The 17,270-nt window shown below is 42.5% G+C and carries 17 protein-coding genes; 2 read left to right on the forward strand and 15 right to left on the reverse strand.

The window, feature by feature from the left end:
- Positions 1–8 precede the first annotated feature (8 nt).
- Entirely contained in the window at positions 9–2,258 is a 2,250-nt protein-coding gene (locus BLT91_RS12125; protein ID WP_090821093.1) for a type IA DNA topoisomerase, read from the reverse strand.
- Between the two features lie 258 nt (positions 2,259–2,516).
- On the opposite strand from BLT91_RS12125, the gene BLT91_RS12130 reads away from it, so the two are divergent.
- The gene (locus BLT91_RS12130; RefSeq protein WP_090821095.1) at positions 2,517–3,278 is read left to right on the forward strand and encodes a YheC/YheD family protein; all 762 of its coding nucleotides are present in this window, start codon (positions 2,517–2,519) and stop codon (positions 3,276–3,278) included.
- 80 nt (positions 3,279–3,358) lie between these two features.
- Here the strand turns inward: BLT91_RS12130 and BLT91_RS12135 are convergent, their stop codons facing one another.
- From BLT91_RS12135 to BLT91_RS12200, 14 genes are all read right to left on the reverse strand, one after another.
- Positions 3,359–3,964: a DedA family protein gene (locus BLT91_RS12135; RefSeq protein WP_090821097.1), complete on the reverse strand. Its 606-nt coding sequence runs from the start codon at positions 3,962–3,964 to the stop codon at positions 3,359–3,361.
- A gap of 306 nt (positions 3,965–4,270) precedes the next feature.
- The gene (locus BLT91_RS12140) at positions 4,271–4,450 is read right to left on the reverse strand and encodes a hypothetical protein (protein ID WP_090821099.1); all 180 of its coding nucleotides are present in this window, start codon (positions 4,448–4,450) and stop codon (positions 4,271–4,273) included.
- A 20-nt stretch (positions 4,451–4,470) separates the two neighbouring features.
- The gene (locus tag BLT91_RS12145) at positions 4,471–5,586 is read right to left on the reverse strand and encodes an MGDG synthase family glycosyltransferase (protein ID WP_175532264.1); all 1,116 of its coding nucleotides are present in this window, start codon (positions 5,584–5,586) and stop codon (positions 4,471–4,473) included.
- A gap of 32 nt (positions 5,587–5,618) precedes the next feature.
- Entirely contained in the window at positions 5,619–6,305 is a 687-nt protein-coding gene (locus tag BLT91_RS12150) for a response regulator transcription factor (RefSeq protein WP_090821103.1), read from the reverse strand.
- Positions 6,302–7,780 (reverse strand): sensor histidine kinase, encoded by a 1,479-nt coding sequence (locus BLT91_RS12155; RefSeq protein WP_090821105.1) that lies wholly within the window; start codon positions 7,778–7,780, stop codon positions 6,302–6,304. The genes BLT91_RS12150 and BLT91_RS12155 overlap by 4 nt, the downstream gene beginning before the upstream one ends.
- Before the next feature lie 17 nt (positions 7,781–7,797).
- Entirely contained in the window at positions 7,798–8,544 is a 747-nt protein-coding gene (locus BLT91_RS12160; RefSeq protein ID WP_090821107.1) for an ABC transporter permease subunit, read from the reverse strand.
- Positions 8,537–9,274: an ABC transporter ATP-binding protein gene (locus tag BLT91_RS12165; RefSeq protein ID WP_090821109.1), complete on the reverse strand. Its 738-nt coding sequence runs from the start codon at positions 9,272–9,274 to the stop codon at positions 8,537–8,539. The genes BLT91_RS12160 and BLT91_RS12165 overlap by 8 nt, the downstream gene beginning before the upstream one ends.
- Before the next feature lie 92 nt (positions 9,275–9,366).
- Positions 9,367–10,284: a hypothetical protein gene (locus tag BLT91_RS12170; protein ID WP_090821111.1), complete on the reverse strand. Its 918-nt coding sequence runs from the start codon at positions 10,282–10,284 to the stop codon at positions 9,367–9,369.
- Between the two features lie 210 nt (positions 10,285–10,494).
- Entirely contained in the window at positions 10,495–11,511 is a 1,017-nt protein-coding gene (locus BLT91_RS12175) for an alkaline phosphatase family protein (protein WP_217635213.1), read from the reverse strand.
- 30 nt (positions 11,512–11,541) lie between these two features.
- Positions 11,542–12,051: a hypothetical protein gene (locus BLT91_RS12180; RefSeq protein ID WP_175532265.1), complete on the reverse strand. Its 510-nt coding sequence runs from the start codon at positions 12,049–12,051 to the stop codon at positions 11,542–11,544.
- 5 nt (positions 12,052–12,056) lie between these two features.
- Positions 12,057–12,680 carry an undecaprenyl-diphosphatase gene (locus tag BLT91_RS12185; protein WP_254776907.1) on the reverse strand — a complete coding sequence of 208 codons (624 nt, stop codon included), beginning with the start codon at positions 12,678–12,680 and terminating at the stop codon, positions 12,057–12,059.
- Between the two features lie 81 nt (positions 12,681–12,761).
- On the reverse strand, positions 12,762–14,180 hold the full coding sequence (locus BLT91_RS12190) for a HAMP domain-containing sensor histidine kinase (protein ID WP_090821117.1): 1,419 nt from the start codon (positions 14,178–14,180) through the stop codon (positions 12,762–12,764).
- The gene (locus tag BLT91_RS12195) at positions 14,177–14,851 is read right to left on the reverse strand and encodes a response regulator transcription factor (RefSeq protein WP_090821119.1); all 675 of its coding nucleotides are present in this window, start codon (positions 14,849–14,851) and stop codon (positions 14,177–14,179) included. Before BLT91_RS12195 ends, BLT91_RS12190 begins: the two co-directional genes overlap by 4 nt.
- Positions 14,852–14,955: 104 nt before the next feature.
- Positions 14,956–16,011, reverse strand: a complete 1,056-nt coding sequence (locus tag BLT91_RS12200; RefSeq protein WP_090821121.1) for a YheC/YheD family endospore coat-associated protein — start codon at positions 16,009–16,011, stop codon at positions 14,956–14,958.
- A 157-nt stretch (positions 16,012–16,168) separates the two neighbouring features.
- Between BLT91_RS12200 and BLT91_RS12205 the strand changes: the two genes are divergently transcribed.
- Positions 16,169–17,269 (forward strand): WD40/YVTN/BNR-like repeat-containing protein, encoded by a 1,101-nt coding sequence (locus tag BLT91_RS12205; RefSeq protein ID WP_090821123.1) that lies wholly within the window; start codon positions 16,169–16,171, stop codon positions 17,267–17,269.
- Position 17,270 lies beyond the last annotated feature (1 nt).

Raw genomic sequence — 17,270 nt, forward strand, 5'->3', positions numbered from 1 at the left:
TCCCCCATTTACTCCGTCTCCGCGCCAAGTTCTCCCGTATCAATGTTTCTCAATACGATTCGTCCATCGACCGCTGTTCCATCGGCTAGCACGATCTTCAGTTTGGATGTTTTCCCTTTGTTTACGAGCGCTTGAACTTGAGCATCCGTCAAATTCCGTCCGAAGCTTTCTTTCCATATGACGAACTTGCAGCCTTCCTTATAATGGGAGCAGCCGTAACCCTTACGCCCCATAAATAGGGAACCTCCGCACCCTGGTCTTGGACATGCGGCTAGGAACGCACTCGTTCCATCTGATGGCTTGGCAAGGAACGCTTTTTTACTGGATGTTGCCGGTTTAGTCCCAGCTGCAGTCGCACTTGATCGTGCTGAACCGCGTTTAGCCCCTCCAGCAGGAGGTGTTTCACCTTCGAAGGCTGTTTTGGAAGCTCTTGCTTGCCCACGCACCTTTTCGACGATAAGTGTTGCGAACTTTTTCACATTGTGCATGAATTGCTCGTCCGAGGCCGTACCGCGGGAGATTTCGTTCAACCTGCGCTCCCATTGACCAGTCATCTCAGGTGAAGTCAGCAACTCAATGCCAGCGCCGCGAATTAATTCGACAACCGTTCGCCCCTTCTGGGTCAGAACAATTTTCTTACCCTGCATATCGATGTAACCGACCTTCTTCAGACGCTCGATCGTCGCTGCACGGGTAGCAGGCGTGCCGAGCCCCGAATCCTTCATTGCATCGCGAAGCTCCTCATCCTCAATCTGCTTGCCTGCGCTTTCCATTGCTTTGAGCAGCGTGCCTTCGTTAAAATGCTTAGGCGGCTGCGTATCTTTTTCCTTAACGATCGCGTCATGACAAACGACATTCCCTTGTGGATCAATAGAGAAAGGCTCGCTTACCTCAACCTCTTCGTCTTCTTCCTCTTCCTTCTCTCTGCTCTTCGTGCTCTTCGGCTTTTCTTTTTTCTGATCGGCATAAATGACCTTCCAACCTAATTGGAGCAGCTCTTTGACCGTGGTCTTAAACATTTCTTGCTCTACCTCGGTCATAACTGTATGAACCTTATACTCGGCTGGGGGATAAAACTGCGATAAGAAACGTCTTACAATCAAATCGTACAATTTCTGTTCATCCGGATTGAGGCCTGATGCCTTCCGATTTGTCGGCAGTATCGCGTGGTGATCTTCCACCTTGGTTGGATTGCAAATGAACTTGTTATTTTTATTCACCAGATTGCGGTTAGCCCCTTGCACAAGGTCGTGATAAGCCGTTCCTTGTAAGGCGGATAAAGACTTGTGCATTTCCGGGATATTTTGCTCGGTCACATAGTTGGAATTCGTTCTGGGATAGGAAATGACCTTATGCTTCTCGTAGAGTGCCTGAGCGGTATCGAGCGTCTTCTTAGCTGAGAAAGCGTACTTCCCATTCGCCTCACGCTGCAGCAGCGTCAAATCATACAATTTGAACGGGTATTCCTTCGTATCCTTCACTTCATAGGAAATGATCCGTGCCGGCTTCCCTTTCACTTTAGCTGCAAGCGCCTCAACCTTCGGCTGATCAGTCAAACGCTCTCCTTGCCACATCCCTCTATAAATGGTGTCGCCTTGTGTAAAATGACCCTCAAGCTCATAAAATTTGAGCGATGAGAAGGCTTCAATATGCTTCTGGCGATCATATATGAGAGCGAGAACTGGTGTCTGTACGCGGCCAACGGATAGCAGAACGTTATGCTTCGTCGTGAAAGCGCGTGAGCCATTCATGCCAATTAGCCAATCGGCTTCACTCCGAGAGCGCGCGGCACGCGTTAAATTTTCATATTCCGCACCGTCCTTTAATGTCGCAAAGCCATTTCGAATCGTTTCGGAGGTTAAATCGGAAATCCAGAGACGTTTGACAGGATGCTTGAGTCCAAGATGACGCTGGATGAGCGAAAAGATGTGCTGTCCTTCCCGACCGGCATCGCAGGCATTGACAAGCTGGTCACACTTCTTCGCAAGCTCTGCAATCACCTTAAGCTGATCATAGGTACGCGGGTTTGGAATCAGCTTAAATTCATCAGGAATGATCGGGAGGTGATTGATATTCCATTTTTTATATTTATCATCGTATTGATCAGGTTCAGCCAACTCAATTAAGTGTCCTATAGCCCATGTGATGATGTATTGTTCACCCTCTAAATAGGACCTGAGATTTTTGGCTTTCGGATCTATTGCGGCGGCTATATTTCGTCCCATGTCGGGTTTTTCCGCAATAATTAATGTCTTCAAAAGAGTATCGCTCCTTAATGAATCTTTCTGGGTGGATCTAATCTGTCGCCTCAGTGTATCCCACTTTATTACTGGCTGCAATATGGGAACGATCAAAAAATTTAAATTTGCCAACTAGACTTTACACCAAGTCCCTCCACTTCTCCTGAATATGATAACTGGAAAGATCAAATGAGGCCATGAGGCCATAGCAAACAAATTAGAAAAAATTTATGCTCCGAAAATTTCCAAGATGAGGTGCGAGGTGCTGATATGTCAATGAATCGAGTACGTACAGTAGGCAGCAAATGGGTCAAAACGAAGGTTCTCTTATTAAACAAAAAACTTCGTAAATTTGTTCCGGAAACAAGAATCTACAGTCAAACGAACCTGCTTCATATGTTAAATAAGTATAAGATGGTTTATGTCAAACCAATCAATGGCTCTTTCGGACAAGGCGTTATTCGTGTGGAAAAAAAATACAATTACCATTTTCAATCCGGGACAGTAGCTAAAACTTTTACAACATATCAAGGCTTATTCGCTGCACTGAACATAGCCAAATTAAACAGATCCTATTTGGTGCAGCAAGGCATTCATCTCTTAACCCATCAAAAGCGAATATTCGATATACGCATTATGGTACAAAAAAGCCCAAAGAAAAAATGGGAAGCCACTGGTTATATCGGTCGAGTTGCTCATCCACGCAAAATAGTGACGAACTTTCATAATAGCGGCAAACCGCTACCCTTAGAATTATTACTTGGCCCCTACTTAAACAATCAGAAGAAAAATGCTTATATCAAAAACTTGCGTCATTTAGGGTATCAAATTGCAACTCATTACCAGAAGATTTATCCTGGATTTAAAGAAATTGGGGTTGATATCGGTATCGATAAACAATTGAAGCCTTGGGTACTAGAAGTAAATACCGCGCCGGACCCCTTTATTTTCAACCAATTACAAGATAAAAAAATGTTCTACAAAGTTTTGCGTTATACGAGAGCTAACGGCCGTTTCGTTCCTGCAAAACGCAAGTAATTTGTTGTTCACCTTAACATCTGTCAGTAAAAAAACCTCCAGTCCCACTTCAGACCAGTGGAATTGGAGGTTCTATTGCTTTATGAGGAGAATCGACGCTGACGAACCATCATCTTAGCTCCTAACAAGCCAAGCCCGATAATAACAGCCGCGATTATGATCCATATAGGATGATTGAACTGTGTAAAAATGTGGTGCCATGCTTTACCGAGCTTTTGGCCGAGAAGAACAATAATTAAAATCCAAGCTAATGCGCCGAAGTACGAGATACTCATAAATTTGGCGAGCCGCATCCTCGTAGCCCCTGCGATGAAAGGAGCAGCATGCCTTAGTCCAGCTACATAATAGCCAACTAGAAGCAATATGGCTCCATGTTTCTTAAAATGTTCTGCCCATTTTTCTAATCTGCTCTGGGAGAGCTTAATCCACTTTGTTACCATGCTGATACGCTTCAATCCAATACTTTGTCCAAGAAAGTAATTAAGCGTCATCCCTGCACAAGCTCCAAGCCATGCAAAGCCGATGATACCACCTATATAAAGATTAGCTTTTAGCGCAATATAACCTGCGCCTAGCAGGATAATCTCAATTGGAAGCGGTATGCCAACAATTCCAATAAAAAGTAATAAAAATATACCTGCATACCCGTAATGAGTGATTACATTGATCATGGAATGATGATTCATTATACTTCACCTGCCTCGTATTGATCGTACCATAAGAATGAAAGAAGAGCATGAGAGGATGATTAAAAAAAGAATCGCCTAAGCAAATCGTTATTAGGAATTACACTTAGTGTATCCTTATTTGTATCATCTAATCTTATCGTGGCACCGCAATCCGTACATGCCGCTAACACCGTATTCATGACAGCAGCTTCACCCGGAGACCAAGAAGTATTCATTTTAGTTGTAACTTAATAGCTAGCTAGCTAGCAAAAACCTCCTTCCAGATATTTATCAGAAGGAGGTTTTTTTTTCATTTATTGTCACTTATATAACCTTGCTTTCTTCATGATCTCCGCTTTTTCCGGGAATGATAAGAATATGGTCCAAGATGAATTTTTTCTCTGCATTTGTTAAATTAGATTGATGAATCAGATGGACTACTTTTTCTTCAAGCTCATAGATCGTTTGTAAAAAATCGTCTAGGTTCTCCATTTTATCCTTCATCCGAATCAGGCCTCCTGCACTTATATCGACAGTGAAACTGGTTGATTAATCCTATGAATAATATCATTAACAATGTGAGCGGCAGCTTGGTTCCGTTGCAATCCTTTCATACGCTCTCTTATTTCTTCATATAAGCTAGGATGTTTAATTAAATAATTGATTTTACTTGAAAAATCCTCCATATTTGTGGAGATAGAGGCAACTCCGCGACTTGAAAGAAATAAAGCATTTTCCTTTTCTTGTCCGGCATAGGGCTTATAGATGAAAATAGGCAGTTGTAAGGCAAGAGCTTCCGTCAATGTTAATCCGCCCGCTTTGGTTACGATACAGGTAGCCCTAGACATCCATTGATGGACATTGTCAACAAACCCAAGAATGGTTATACCCGAAAATGCAGCAAATTGGTCTTTAAGTCTAAGCTCCAACTTCTCATTGCGACCACATACGACGACCAATTGGCAATTATCTAAATCAGCCAGGGAATGCAACATTTCCTCAATATAGCTGGTTACGCCGCTTTCCGATGCCATGATAAGAATGATGTTCTTTTTCTGACTTTGGGAGAAACTTCTCTCATTGGCGAACTCTTGACGCAAAGGAATTCCGGTAACCTCAACACGATCCTTGCTGAAACCTTTGAAAATGATTTGCTGCTTTAATTCTTCCGTAGCAACATAGTATTTATCGACATTCGGGTGTAACCAGGTAGCGTGTAAAGCATAATCCGTAAGTACGGTGAAATTCGTAATTCCCATTGAACTGCATACTTCTGGCGATGCACCGAATGGAAATGTGTTAACAACGACGTCTGGACGCTCTTGATGAATAAGTTCTCTCAATTTCTTTTGGCCAAGATAAGTCATCGATCTTTGGAATAAAGCTGTCCGTTTGGTTTCACGGGTTAAGTAATAGCTCCAACCATAATAATCGAGACCCATTCGTGAGATCTTTGTGCTTTTGTTAACAAGTGAAGTTGTAATGAGATTGATGAATGGATGGCCTTCTTTCATTAGGTTGACGATCTTCACATGTTCAACACCTTGGCTCAAGAATTGCTGCTGCAGCGCTTTAGAAGCCTGGAGATGACCATTACCATAGCTAGCTGTAAGTATTAATACACGAGGATTCACATTCATGCTTTTGAGAAACCACCTTTCATCGCATATGTTTATAGGCGAAACCGATAACCGGCGCCCCATACCGTTTCAATGTATTGAGAGTTGGATGCATCTATTTCAATCTTTTCTCTTAATTTGCGGATATGGACAGTGACAGTCTGTGAATCTCCTATAGCATCTAATCCCCATATGCGCTCAAAAAGGTGATCCTTACTATAGACCCGATTTGGATTCATGGCTAAAAAATAAAGCAGATCAAATTCCTTCGTCGTAAGGGTAATTTCTTGTTCATGAACGAAAACGCGACGGGATCCGTAATCGATTAATAGTCCATGTATGCGAATTTCTTCGTTATTTTCTTTGGTACCTATTAATCGCTCGTAGCGTGCCAAATGCGCTTTGACTCTAGCTACCAGCTCTCCGGGTTTGAACGGCTTTGTAATATAGTCATCAGCGCCGAGTCCAAGACCACGAATCACATCAATATCTTCTTTTTTCGCAGTAACCATTAGAATCGGAATATGATGTTTCTCGCGAATTTGCTTGCATACTTCGAATCCGTTTAAAAGAGGAAGCATGACATCGAGAATGATTAAATCATACTCCCCGCTGAGTCCTAGTTTCAGACCTTGCTCGCCATCCATCGCAATATCAACCTTAAAGCCGCTCACTTCCAAATAATCTCGTTCGAGCTCAGCAATGAGTTGTTCATCTTCTACGATTAATATTCGTTTCATTCATTTTCACCGTCTTTGTGCCTTTTGAGCGGCAAGTTGATGGTAATACAAGTCCCTTCGCCTTTCATACTGCGCGCTCCAATCGTTCCGCCATGACCTTCGATCATTTGCTTCGAGATCGCTAACCCTAATCCGCTCCCTCCGTTATTACTGTTCCTGGATGGATCAGCGCGATAAAAGCGATCAAAAATATATGGAAGCGCCTCAGCATCCATGCCTATTCCGTTATCTGTAATATCGATGACGACATGTTCCCCTTTTATCCTAGCATGCAGAGCGATATGTTTCTCTATTTTATTCATATATTTTAAGCAATTGTCCATAATGTTAGAAAAAACGCGTCTCATTTTATCCCGATCTATCGAGACTTGAATCTGCTGGTGTAACGCGATATCTGACTTATAATGAACGCCTTGTTTGCTAAGTTCAAAATCAAGTTCATCCGACCAATCCGCTAAAAAAGATGCGAAATCAACGACTTCAAAATTAAAGGGCAGACGCTTCAAGTCCAATTTGGAATATAGAAATAATTCATCAATTAAATGATCCATCTCTTCGGCTTTGGACGATATAATCTCGATGTATTTTTGTTTTTTGTCCGCGGTATCGGCAATTCCGTCACCTAAACCATCCACATAACCTCTAATAGCTGTAAGAGGAGTTCGAATATCGTGTGAAATGTTAGAAATAAGCTCTTTACGATTTTCTTCATATTGAATTTGGGTTTGAATCGATTCTTGCAATTGTTTTCGCATTTGTTCAAAGGCTATGCTGAGTTGCCCGATTTCATCCTTACTTGTTATCTGGACTTGGAAATCAAGGTCACCAGATTGAATCCTTTTCATGGCATTTTTTAACTTCCAAAGCGGTGTAATGATACTTCTTGATACAAAATAAGTTAACAACGTATGCGTAAGAATCAAAATTATAACTAGCGTGATAAATAGGATTGGGAAAAATTTCTGCGTAAAGTTGACTAACGGATTCACCTTATTAACAATGAAAACACTGCCTGGCTGTTGTCCGGCATAATAAAAGTTGAAAGAGTTTACTTCCAGTAACTCTCGCCCATAACGCTTGGCATCTTCCCTCTCCGGATGTCCAGGGTGTTTGAACGCTGGCAGGTGCTGGAGTACATCCGACTCCTGCAACGTTGGAGAAACATAAACAAGTGTATTCTCTTTGCGTACAACCAACCTCGAATCATTCAACTGCAGTTCTTGATCAATGTCCGCTAAATACCCTGAGTCAGCTAGAATGGACGGATTCTTCTCCGCGGTTCGTTTCATTTCTTTAAACGTGTGTTCCACATTCTGGTTCTCGAATAGTCCGACACCTGACCCGTATTGATCGCGGATACTTTGAAGATCACCACGAAAAACAACGACTAACAGAACAGCTGTAATAATCATAATAACGAGTGGAATTAGCAGCATGGCCGCATAAGAAAGCAATAATTTCAGTCGAATGGACATGAGTAGATTCCCCGTTTTTATACTTCTTTTCTATCAAATTTATAGTAACCAAGTGCCAAAAACAACATACAACTGGAAAGCAGGAACAAAGAAGTTGTCAGTAACTTACCCGCGGAAACGGTTTGACTCAACCATAACATATGCCAATCTGTGTACGAAGCTGGTGAAAAAGCCGCAACTGAGCTTAACAAGAATGGAGCAATTTTGGCTGCTGCGTATAAAACAAGTGAAAAGACCATGAAGCTGCTGGCACTTTTGAAAAACTGAGAAACGAATACAAACAAGGTTGACAAAGCTAACATTGAGACAAAAGCAGCAACATAAGCTTTCATCATATGAAATGATTCTGTGAAACTGGCTGATGTTCCTGCAAATAGGTTGCAAAAAAAGGTAACGATTCCGAGTATAATCAGGATTCCCGCAATACCAGTACCTAGGGCAGCGATTTTCGTACCAAATACTTGAAAGCGTGAATTCGGACGAAGCAGGGCAAGTTTCAACGTTCTAGATGCTACTTCATTGGGAAACAAATCCCCGGTAATCGTCAAGATAAACAGTGGAATCCAAATACTTGTGTATATCGTTAACATCTCAATCGGAAAGGACTGGCTTACGGCAATAAGTCCTAGAATGGGCTGTAGCGCGCTCAGTGAAATTGCAAGCAAGACAGGCAGTATTGCTGAAAATATTGCAAACATAACTACTTTCTTTCGATACAGCAGCAAGAAAAGTTCATTTAAGTAACCGGCGCGCCATCTATGCACAATCTTTGTCCTCCTTGGAAAGCTGAAGCTCATCCATATAGAACTGCTCTAACGATTGATTGCTTTGCAGCAGTTGGGATACGTACCCTTCTTTTTTCAAATGCCCCTCTACAACAATTCCCACCCGATTACATAGCTGCTCTAGTTCATGAATCATATGGCTCGAGATTAAGAACGATGTCCCCTTCTCTTCGGACAGCTGCTTAATCAACTTTCGAAACATCACCGTACCTTCGATATCCAGCCCATTCGTAGGCTCATCCAGGATGACAAGCTTAGGCTCCGGCAAGATAGCCGCAGCAAGTGCTAGCTTTTGTTTCATGCCTGTCGAATAGCCCTTGATCTTCTCCTTACGAACTTTAAGCAAGCCTACAAGATCCAAGACTTCTTCCATTCGCTTCGGAGTGACAGCAGGATAGAACCGAGCAACAAGCTCTAAGTACTGCCATGCGCTAAGAAAATCATGGAAATCAGCCGATTCAATCATGCTGCCAACGTGCTGCATACCTTGTTCAAACTGTTCGACAAGATTGGCATTAAACAATGAAATCGTGCCTTGATCAGGACGTATCAAACCAGTTATCAGTTTAAGAAACGTTGTTTTGCCAGCTCCGTTCGGCCCAAGTAAACCATACACGTCACCTTCATGTAACTGGAGATTCATATCACGAATTCCGCGTTCATTGCCATACACTTTGCTCAAATGAGCCGTTTCTAATATGGTGTTCATTTAGGTTCCCCCTTTTCATAAGAGATAAAGCAGATAGGCTCGGACAGGGAAGCCTATCTGCTATTACTTAATAAGTTTATTGATACTGTTATTTATTCGTCGTGTTGTTTACCTTTGTGGTCATGCTTCAATGTTTGTACGGTTTTACCAGCAAGATCAATGGTTTCAGGTGTTGTGCTGTTATAACCGGACAGATCCGCTTGTAAGTGAAGAGTAACTTGGTGCGCAGTTCCGCTGTCATCTTTACCAGAAACGGTTACGTCAGCTTCTTGATGAGAGATATAATTATTAGCATTAATCATTGCCTTAATGGATACTTTTTCAATTTTGATATCCTGCGTTAACTGTGGAGCCGCATTTTTAAGGTAATCTTCTTTGAATGGCAGTTCATTGGCATTTTCGGCATTATCCTTATTCTCGCCATCATTCTCTCCTTTGGTTGCTTCTTTAATCGCAATCGGAGCCAGCGCATTAACTACTGTAGGAATCTGAGCATTATCCAGTTGAATTGCGATTTCTTTGGACCCATCTGTTTTCGTATCAACGGCCACATAGTCCTTCAGATTACCGACTAAAGCATCAATAACTGTCTCTACTTGCTGTGGAATTTCAGTTTCGTTCAGCTTTTTCTCGGTTTTGTGTTTCTTCATGCCTTCTTGTTTCACGAAATACACATCGCTAGCGTTTGATTTAAGTACGGTTTGATCATTTTGCTTATAGAAGCTTAACGATTGCTGTGTACCTTTCGCCACCACATCAGCACTTCCGCTAGCCGTTTTCGTATCTAGGCTCACCTTGAAGCTCCCGTTTGCACTTGCAAGCACGTTACCGTTGTCCTGCAAGGCTGCTGCTGCTTGTACAGCAACATTTTGAACCGTTTTGGTGTTTTTAAGTGCGGATTTATATGCGTCATACCCTGATGTACTCGCCATTGCACTAAACCCGGTTGTTACCATGACAATACTGCTAATTCCAACAGCGCTACCTAACATTAACCACTTCTTTTTCATTTTTTCCTCCTAATATAGGGAGCTTTGAGTGGAGCTCAAAGTCTCTCCTTTTTGATTTGGGCTTACAACTACATCATAGCCAACAAAAATGAAAGGCTTGTGAACCATTTCTTAAATCTTTCTTAACTTTCTGCCTATAAAAAGCAAAAATCCGTTCAGCATCTGGACGGATTTCATACAGCTCACTATTTTGCTTACTTGGTTATATCTTTACTTACCAATACCTTGAACAGCAGAAACATCTGCTGTACCGCCTAAATAAGGCAGTTTATACAACTCTTCTAACGTCCGTAACACATTCAAATGAGTAATGTGCTGATCATATTTGGCTTGTTTGATCATCGGTCCAACAAAGATCGTTGGGATATGATTGTCTTTGGAGGAATCATCCTCATCCCACGTTAGAATGAGCAAACTATTATGGCTTTGAGCCCACGTCACATAAGGGCCGATGTTTTTTTTCAGCCAATCGTCAGCTGCTAGAATTGTGCCGTCATGCATATCATTGTCCAAATTAGGGATGACGAATGATACCGTTGGCAATTTGCTGTAATCCTTTGGAAATTGGTCAAAAGGCTTATTACTCTCTTTGGCTACATTGGAGAAACTAACCCATGGACTATGTTTTCGGCCATATTGATGATTCGTACACGCCGTGGAGCCAACCGCAGGTAAATCCTCTGAGTAGCCAGCGAACGAATATCCGGCCTTGACTAGCTCGCTTGCCAAATTAGCTGTCTTAAATTCATGGCCGCATGAATCATTTTTAACTCCTTGATCGGAGCCCGAGAATAGGACCAAATAATTAGGCTGACTTGGATGTGCTACTGCATAGGAATGCGTGAAGAATGCCCCTTGTCCAGCTAACGCATTTATGTAGGGGGCCGAGGCATTGCCGATCAATTTCTCATAGGAATGATTTTCTTCTACAACAATAACAACATGGTCGGGTTTACTCCCATCAGAAATGGCTGGGTTCGTAACTTTTGGTTGAACCGAAGCCGTGGACTGCGGACTTGGTAAGGGAGTTAGTGTTGGTAGCAAAACTTCTTGTTTAGCCGGTTGATTTGAACTTTCTGGTGTGACCGTCGGCAATGCAGCGGGTGTGGGCGTTTGAGTTGGTGATAATGTTGATGTTGTTGATGTCGCCACATGACCTTGATTCGGATTGGAGCAAGCCGTCACAAATAACAAGAGGAACGAGACCGCCATGTATGTTCTTTTCAAGTATAGTCCCCCTTCTTCTTCTCTTGCTTATCAAAGGAACGCATGAATTAAAAATAAAACAGCAAAGATAAGCCCTAATCGCAAATGCCATTTCCGATCAAGTCCTCGGTATCGAAAAACACCTGATAACGGTACTGGCAATAAGACAATGCCTGCGATCAGTCCACTCACATTGGCAAAGTCTAGCTTGAAACCATATAGAAAAGCACCCACGATATGCAGAATAATGACGCCGATTGCCAGAACAGCGAGAGGTGTATGGAGTTTCCGTATCAATCTTGATAAAACAATAGCACTTCTTTTCAGTATAAGCCATTGTTCCAGCCATCGTCTCTGTAACATTATTTTGAATACATAATACGCCAAAACTGCAAATAACAAAATCCTTGCTTGAGAGCCATAATTTTTAAATAAACCTTTGAATTCACGAGCGTGCCACTGTTCAGATGGCATATGGAACATGGTCCAAATACCAAATAAAACGATTAGCAGGGTTATTCCAAGACTAAGAAACACCCATTTCCGTTCTTTCGCCCACAAAGTCATCATTTCGATACCGATGAGCGCCCTTCATTCTTGCGCCAAATCTTTGACTCCATTACCTCATACAAATCAATGATTTGTTTCAGCCATTTCAGTGCCAATGACGAACGTGTAAAAAACTGATGTACCCCCACCGCGGCAGCTATTCCGATCACCGCGCCTGCTAGAACATCGGATGGATAATGGACCCCTGTCCAAACTCTGGAGAATGCAATACATGCTGCTAATGCAAGCCATAACTTTCCTTCTTTTCTCCGGAATATCCAAATAGATGTGGCAATTACGAAAGCCCCGATCGCATGGTCACTTGGAAAAGAGGCATTGGCAGGATGTGCGATTAATTGAAGGACCGTATGTGTGACAAACGGACGATCTCGGTAGAAAAAATGCCCAATAAGACCGCTGAAACCTAATGCTCCACATGCGGATATAAGGGATTCAGCAACCATTCGGCGCTTGACGTCATCCCTTGTAAACCAATAAATAACAACCCCGATATAAAACACATACTCTGCATAAGAAGCTAACAAACGCATAATTGGGTTAAGAAATGAAAGGGTATTACTTAATTGATTAATGATTTGAAACCAATGATAATCCAACTGAGAGAAATTCATTTTCATCATCCTTTACATATACTGAATGCCCTAACGACAGCATTTACATTGACTTTACATGATAAAGATGAAAAGAAAATGAGAAATCCATTATCCAACAATTTGGTTCATGGGTAATTTTATGCTTACCGAAGTTCCTACATTTTCTTCACTGCGGATGGTCATTTCGCCATGATAATTATATACGAACTGTTTGGCAATGGATAACCCTAGTCCTGTACCCGCAGTTACACGATTTCTTGCCTTATCTACACGATAGAACCGATCAAAAACATAAGGCAAGTCCGCTTGCGGGATTCCTATTCCATGATCTTTTATTGTTATTTCTACGTCATTTTTCAACTGACAACCATCAATGATGATCCGTTTGTCTTGCACGGAGTATTTAACTGCGTTATCCAGAACAATCAGGAGGATTTGCTCCAAATGCAGAGGGCTTATCGATAGGGATACATCTCTAATTTTCTCGGTATCCGTTTGAAATTCGAAATCGGGATTGAGGGCCTCAAATCTTTTAATAGTCTCAAGAATTAAGGGTTCTAATTGGATTGGCTTGCTTGTTTCAGATACAAGTTGAGATTCTACTCTCGTTAAGGTCAGAAGCTCTTGGACAATCCCTTTCAAACGCCTAATTTCTTGCAGCGAAGCTTCCAAGGATTCGTCTAGGACTGCTGGATCCGATTTGCCCCAACGATTTAAGAGAGACAAGTGACCTTCCAAAATAGTAATGGGAGTCCGCAGCTCATGCGAGGCATCCTCAACAAATTGCTTTTGTTGACGAAAGGAGATTTCCAGCTGATTCATCAATTCATTGAATAACTGCGCTAAACTGGATAATTCATCTCCATTTTCTATATTGCTAACACGTTCTGTCAGCCCTTTCTCCTTCACACTTCTTATGGTAGATGCCAGGGCTCGAATAGGACGCATCAATTGCCGAGCAAGAGCTAAACCACTGATGCCACTAATGAAAACAGCCAATCCCCCACTAATCAGCATGACCCATAATAACGTCTCACTAAAATGATCGAACGTTTCTAAATTGCTTGCCAACTCTAAAGTTCCAACGAACCTCTCTGTTGTTAATGGACTCCTATATATGAGAATGTGATCTTCCTTATAAGTGGTATCGAACAGCTCTGGCTCCGCAACAGATTTCGGTGAAACCCAAGTTTCTTCAAAATGGTTCGAAACCGTCAGGATAGGTTGGCCATCCTTCCCTATGATGCGTACCAATTGATTTTTCCCAATCATTTTCTCTATGTAGAATCGACTTTCAGCAACCTGTAAGGCATCCATCGCACTCGACTTCTCCTGAAAATAATCTTGAAGCTGCGCCATACTTACTTGAATCTCATCTTTCTCCTGATTCATCATCCACTGTTTGAGAACTAAATATTGAGCGAAATTATAGGTTGCAAATAAAAGGAAGATGAGTGCTGTTGCTCCTAGCATAAGCTTCCATTTGATGGGGAGTTGTCGAATTAATCGAGATAATCGTTCCATCATCGCATCACGTATCCAATTCCCCGAACCGTTTGAATACAGCTGTTTTCGCCAGCTTTATCTAACTTGTTTCGCAAATATCTGACATAGACATCAACAACGTTCGTCTCTACTAAAGAATCATACCCCCATACATGATCCAAAAGCATATCTCGCGTCAGCACAAGATTAAGGTTTTTCATGAACATCACTAAGAGATCGAACTCACGCTTGGTAAGCTCAACGATTTGTTTGTCTTTGTAAACAATACGGGCATCCATATCGACATTAATATCCTGAAAAGAGAATATGGCATGCGGGGATTTTCCCTCTAACTCAATACGACGAAAAATAGCCCTTATCCGCGCCAACAATTCCTCAATGGCAAAGGGTTTGGGCATATAGTCATCGGCTCCACTATCTAAGCCAGATACACGATCAACGACGCTATCTCGAGCTGTCAACATAAGAATCGGCGTCTTCTTGGCTGCCCGAATACGGCGGCAAACCTCTATTCCGTTTAACTCTGGCAGCATGATATCCAATAATATCAAGTCCCAATTATCATTAAGGGCTAATTCTAACCCGGTTTTTCCATCGTAAGCTGTCTGTACTTCAAAAGATTCATGTTCCAGTTCCAGTTGAATAAACCGAACCAAGTTTTTTTCATCTTCAATGAGCAATACCCGTTTCATCGACATCTCCCTTAATTCGTTAATCTCCTTACTATAAGCTAAATAGATGAGAGAATAATGAGAAATTTAAGCCCCAGAATTCTGGGGCAAAGTCGTTATTCAGCTTAAGTAGATTGGTTCAAAAGAAACTTGGCATATCGCAGAGGTGTTTCATAAGTGTGATAAAATGTCGTTTCCAGGTCTGCTTTTTTAAACGTGTATCGTTGGTCTCTGCCGTTTACCTCGATCAACTTAATGTTGCCATACGCATCAACACCAACATCTAATCCGATATCAGCCATTTGAGGCAATTTTATACCAATATATTGGGCAATAGATAGAGATACTTGCTGCAGTTCATGCTTTATTAGGGGGGAATAAAAACCACTGGAATCAAAAAGCTCCTCAACCCTTTTAACTTTCCCTCCTTTTGCCACATTAGTCACATGACGACCTAAAGCCGCGACTTTCCCAATCATTCCGGTAACTTGCCACTGCCCACTACCTCCACGCTGCACCGAAATACGCAGATCGTAAGGCTGTCCATTGTAAGTAGCTAACGGGATGGCTTCCTGAATCATGTAGTTTCGTTTACCCACTTTTTTTGCGATGAATGAAACAGCTTCCTTGTAAGTTACTAGCTTTGGTTTTCCTTTCATCCAGTACAGGTTCCAACCCCCGCCCTCTTGCTTGGATATTTTGATAATCCCATCACCGACACTGCTGCTTGTTGGCTTAATGAATAACGACGAATACTTCTTCAACGCTGTTTTTAATTGTTCTCTCGAATATTTAGTAGACTCCGGAAGGTACGTACGAAGCGAATGGTTGGCATATAGGAGTTGATGAATATGAAGTTTGTCGTAACGGTTTTGTTCGTTAAAAACAATGCTAGATTTAGAAAGCTCTTTTAATTTTTTTCTTAAAAATGGAGACAGGGCAATGGCTCGGTTATGTGTCACTTTAGGAATAGAACGTCTGACAAGCTTATAGGCATTATTTTCATAGTAATAGCCTAAAGCAGTTTTACCTCTTAGATGATGCAAACTCATATAAAAAGGCCTTAAACCATGATTTTCTCCTGCTATGTTGTACAGAGCTAAGCGTTCAGTTCCGGTTCTCCCTTTCGAAATTCCCAAGTAAGTTTTCAAGTCCAATAGAACACCTACCGTAGTACGCATCGAATCACCGCCATCCGAATATTAGAACTATGACAGTGTATGTCCCTCTTATGATTACTAACACGGTAAATACCTAAGATATCAAAATTGGGAAAGAGAAGGAATTATTTGCCATCCGTCGAATTTAGGCAAGGAGTATTTAATTAGGAGGGTGTATATGGCTAAGCGCGTTCAACTGCTTGTTGGCACCAATAAAGGTATTTTTATTTATTCCTCAACGGTGGAAAGAAAGAGCTGGTCCTTGCAAGGACCTTTTTTACCAGGGTGGGAAGCTTACAGTGTGCTTGGAGCTACACGATTTGGAACTAAGTTGTATGCCGGAACTTCACATGCCGCTTATGGTGCGACTATACGTGTGTCTAGCAATGGCGGTGAGACGTGGGAACAGATAACGGACAGCCCCTCATATAAGGAGGAAAGCGGCTTTTCTCTCAACCGCATTTGGCAGCTGGTGCAAGGCCCTGCGTCTGAGCCAGAGACGCTATTCGCCGGTGTCGAAGAAGCCGGTTTGTTCGTTAGCCGCGACAGCGGCCAAACGTGGAAGGAGCTGGATGGTTTAACGAAGCACCCCTCTCGCCCGGAATGGTTTCCCGGAGCTGGCGGCATGTGCTTGCATACGATCATCATGGATCCTGGGAATTCCAAGCGCATGTGGGTCGGAATTTCCGCAGTCGGGGTCTTCCGCACACTGGATGGCGGACTTAGCTGGAAGCCTTGCAACAATGGTTTAAACCGAATCCCAACAGGTCAACCGGATGAGAGTGTCGGATACTGTGTGCACAAGATGGTGCTTGACCCGGAAAACGCCGATGTTCTTTACATGCAAGAGCATAGCGGAGTCTTCAAATCCATTGACGGCGGAGACAGTTGGCTTCCGATCGAGGAAGGCTTGACCCTTCGTGAAGGTGATATGCCTTTTGGTTTCCCGATTGCCATTTCGCAAACGGGTGATTTATTTCTCATCCCGCTGGAAAGCAGCGAACTGCGCTCTATGCGTGACGGCAAGCTCCTGGTCTACAGGATGGCACGAGGTGAACACAGCTGGAAGCCAATCGGGGATGTGCTGCCTGAAGAAGAACGCCATGTCAGCGTACTGCGCGATGCCATGACAGTAGATGCACTCGAGCCTTATGGCCTTTATTTCGGAACTACATCAGGCGAAGTGTTTTGTTCACTGGATCGCGGGGAAAACTGGGAACAGCTGCCAGGACAATTATCGCGCATCCTAACTGTGAAAACAATGATAATGGAGGACTAGC

Origin of the sequence: Paenibacillus sp. yr247 (genome assembly GCF_900103825.1) — a bacterium.
Lineage (GTDB): Bacteria > Bacillota > Bacilli > Paenibacillales > NBRC-103111 > Paenibacillus_E.

Excerpts from the sequence above, each read along its gene's own strand:
- BLT91_RS12130 (WP_090821095.1), top strand. The coding sequence starts at position 2,517 with ATGAATCGAGTACGTACAGTAGGCAGCAAATGGGTCAAAACGAAGGTT.
- BLT91_RS12135 (WP_090821097.1), bottom strand. The coding sequence starts at position 3,964 with ATGAATCATCATTCCATGATCAATGTAATCACTCATTACGGGTATGCA.
- BLT91_RS12140 (WP_090821099.1), bottom strand. The coding sequence starts at position 4,450 with ATGAAGGATAAAATGGAGAACCTAGACGATTTTTTACAAACGATCTAT.
- BLT91_RS12145 (WP_175532264.1), bottom strand. The coding sequence starts at position 5,586 with ATGAATGTGAATCCTCGTGTATTAATACTTACAGCTAGCTATGGTAAT.
- BLT91_RS12150 (WP_090821103.1), bottom strand. The coding sequence starts at position 6,305 with ATGAAACGAATATTAATCGTAGAAGATGAACAACTCATTGCTGAGCTC.
- BLT91_RS12155 (WP_090821105.1), bottom strand. The coding sequence starts at position 7,780 with ATGTCCATTCGACTGAAATTATTGCTTTCTTATGCGGCCATGCTGCTA.
- BLT91_RS12165 (WP_090821109.1), bottom strand. The coding sequence starts at position 9,274 with ATGAACACCATATTAGAAACGGCTCATTTGAGCAAAGTGTATGGCAAT.
- BLT91_RS12170 (WP_090821111.1), bottom strand. The coding sequence starts at position 10,284 with ATGAAAAAGAAGTGGTTAATGTTAGGTAGCGCTGTTGGAATTAGCAGT.
- BLT91_RS12185 (WP_254776907.1), bottom strand. The coding sequence starts at position 12,680 with ATGATGAAAATGAATTTCTCTCAGTTGGATTATCATTGGTTTCAAATC.
- BLT91_RS12190 (WP_090821117.1), bottom strand. The coding sequence starts at position 14,180 with ATGATGGAACGATTATCTCGATTAATTCGACAACTCCCCATCAAATGG.
- BLT91_RS12195 (WP_090821119.1), bottom strand. The coding sequence starts at position 14,851 with ATGAAACGGGTATTGCTCATTGAAGATGAAAAAAACTTGGTTCGGTTT.
- BLT91_RS12200 (WP_090821121.1), bottom strand. The coding sequence starts at position 16,011 with ATGCGTACTACGGTAGGTGTTCTATTGGACTTGAAAACTTACTTGGGA.
- BLT91_RS12205 (WP_090821123.1), top strand. The coding sequence starts at position 16,169 with ATGGCTAAGCGCGTTCAACTGCTTGTTGGCACCAATAAAGGTATTTTT.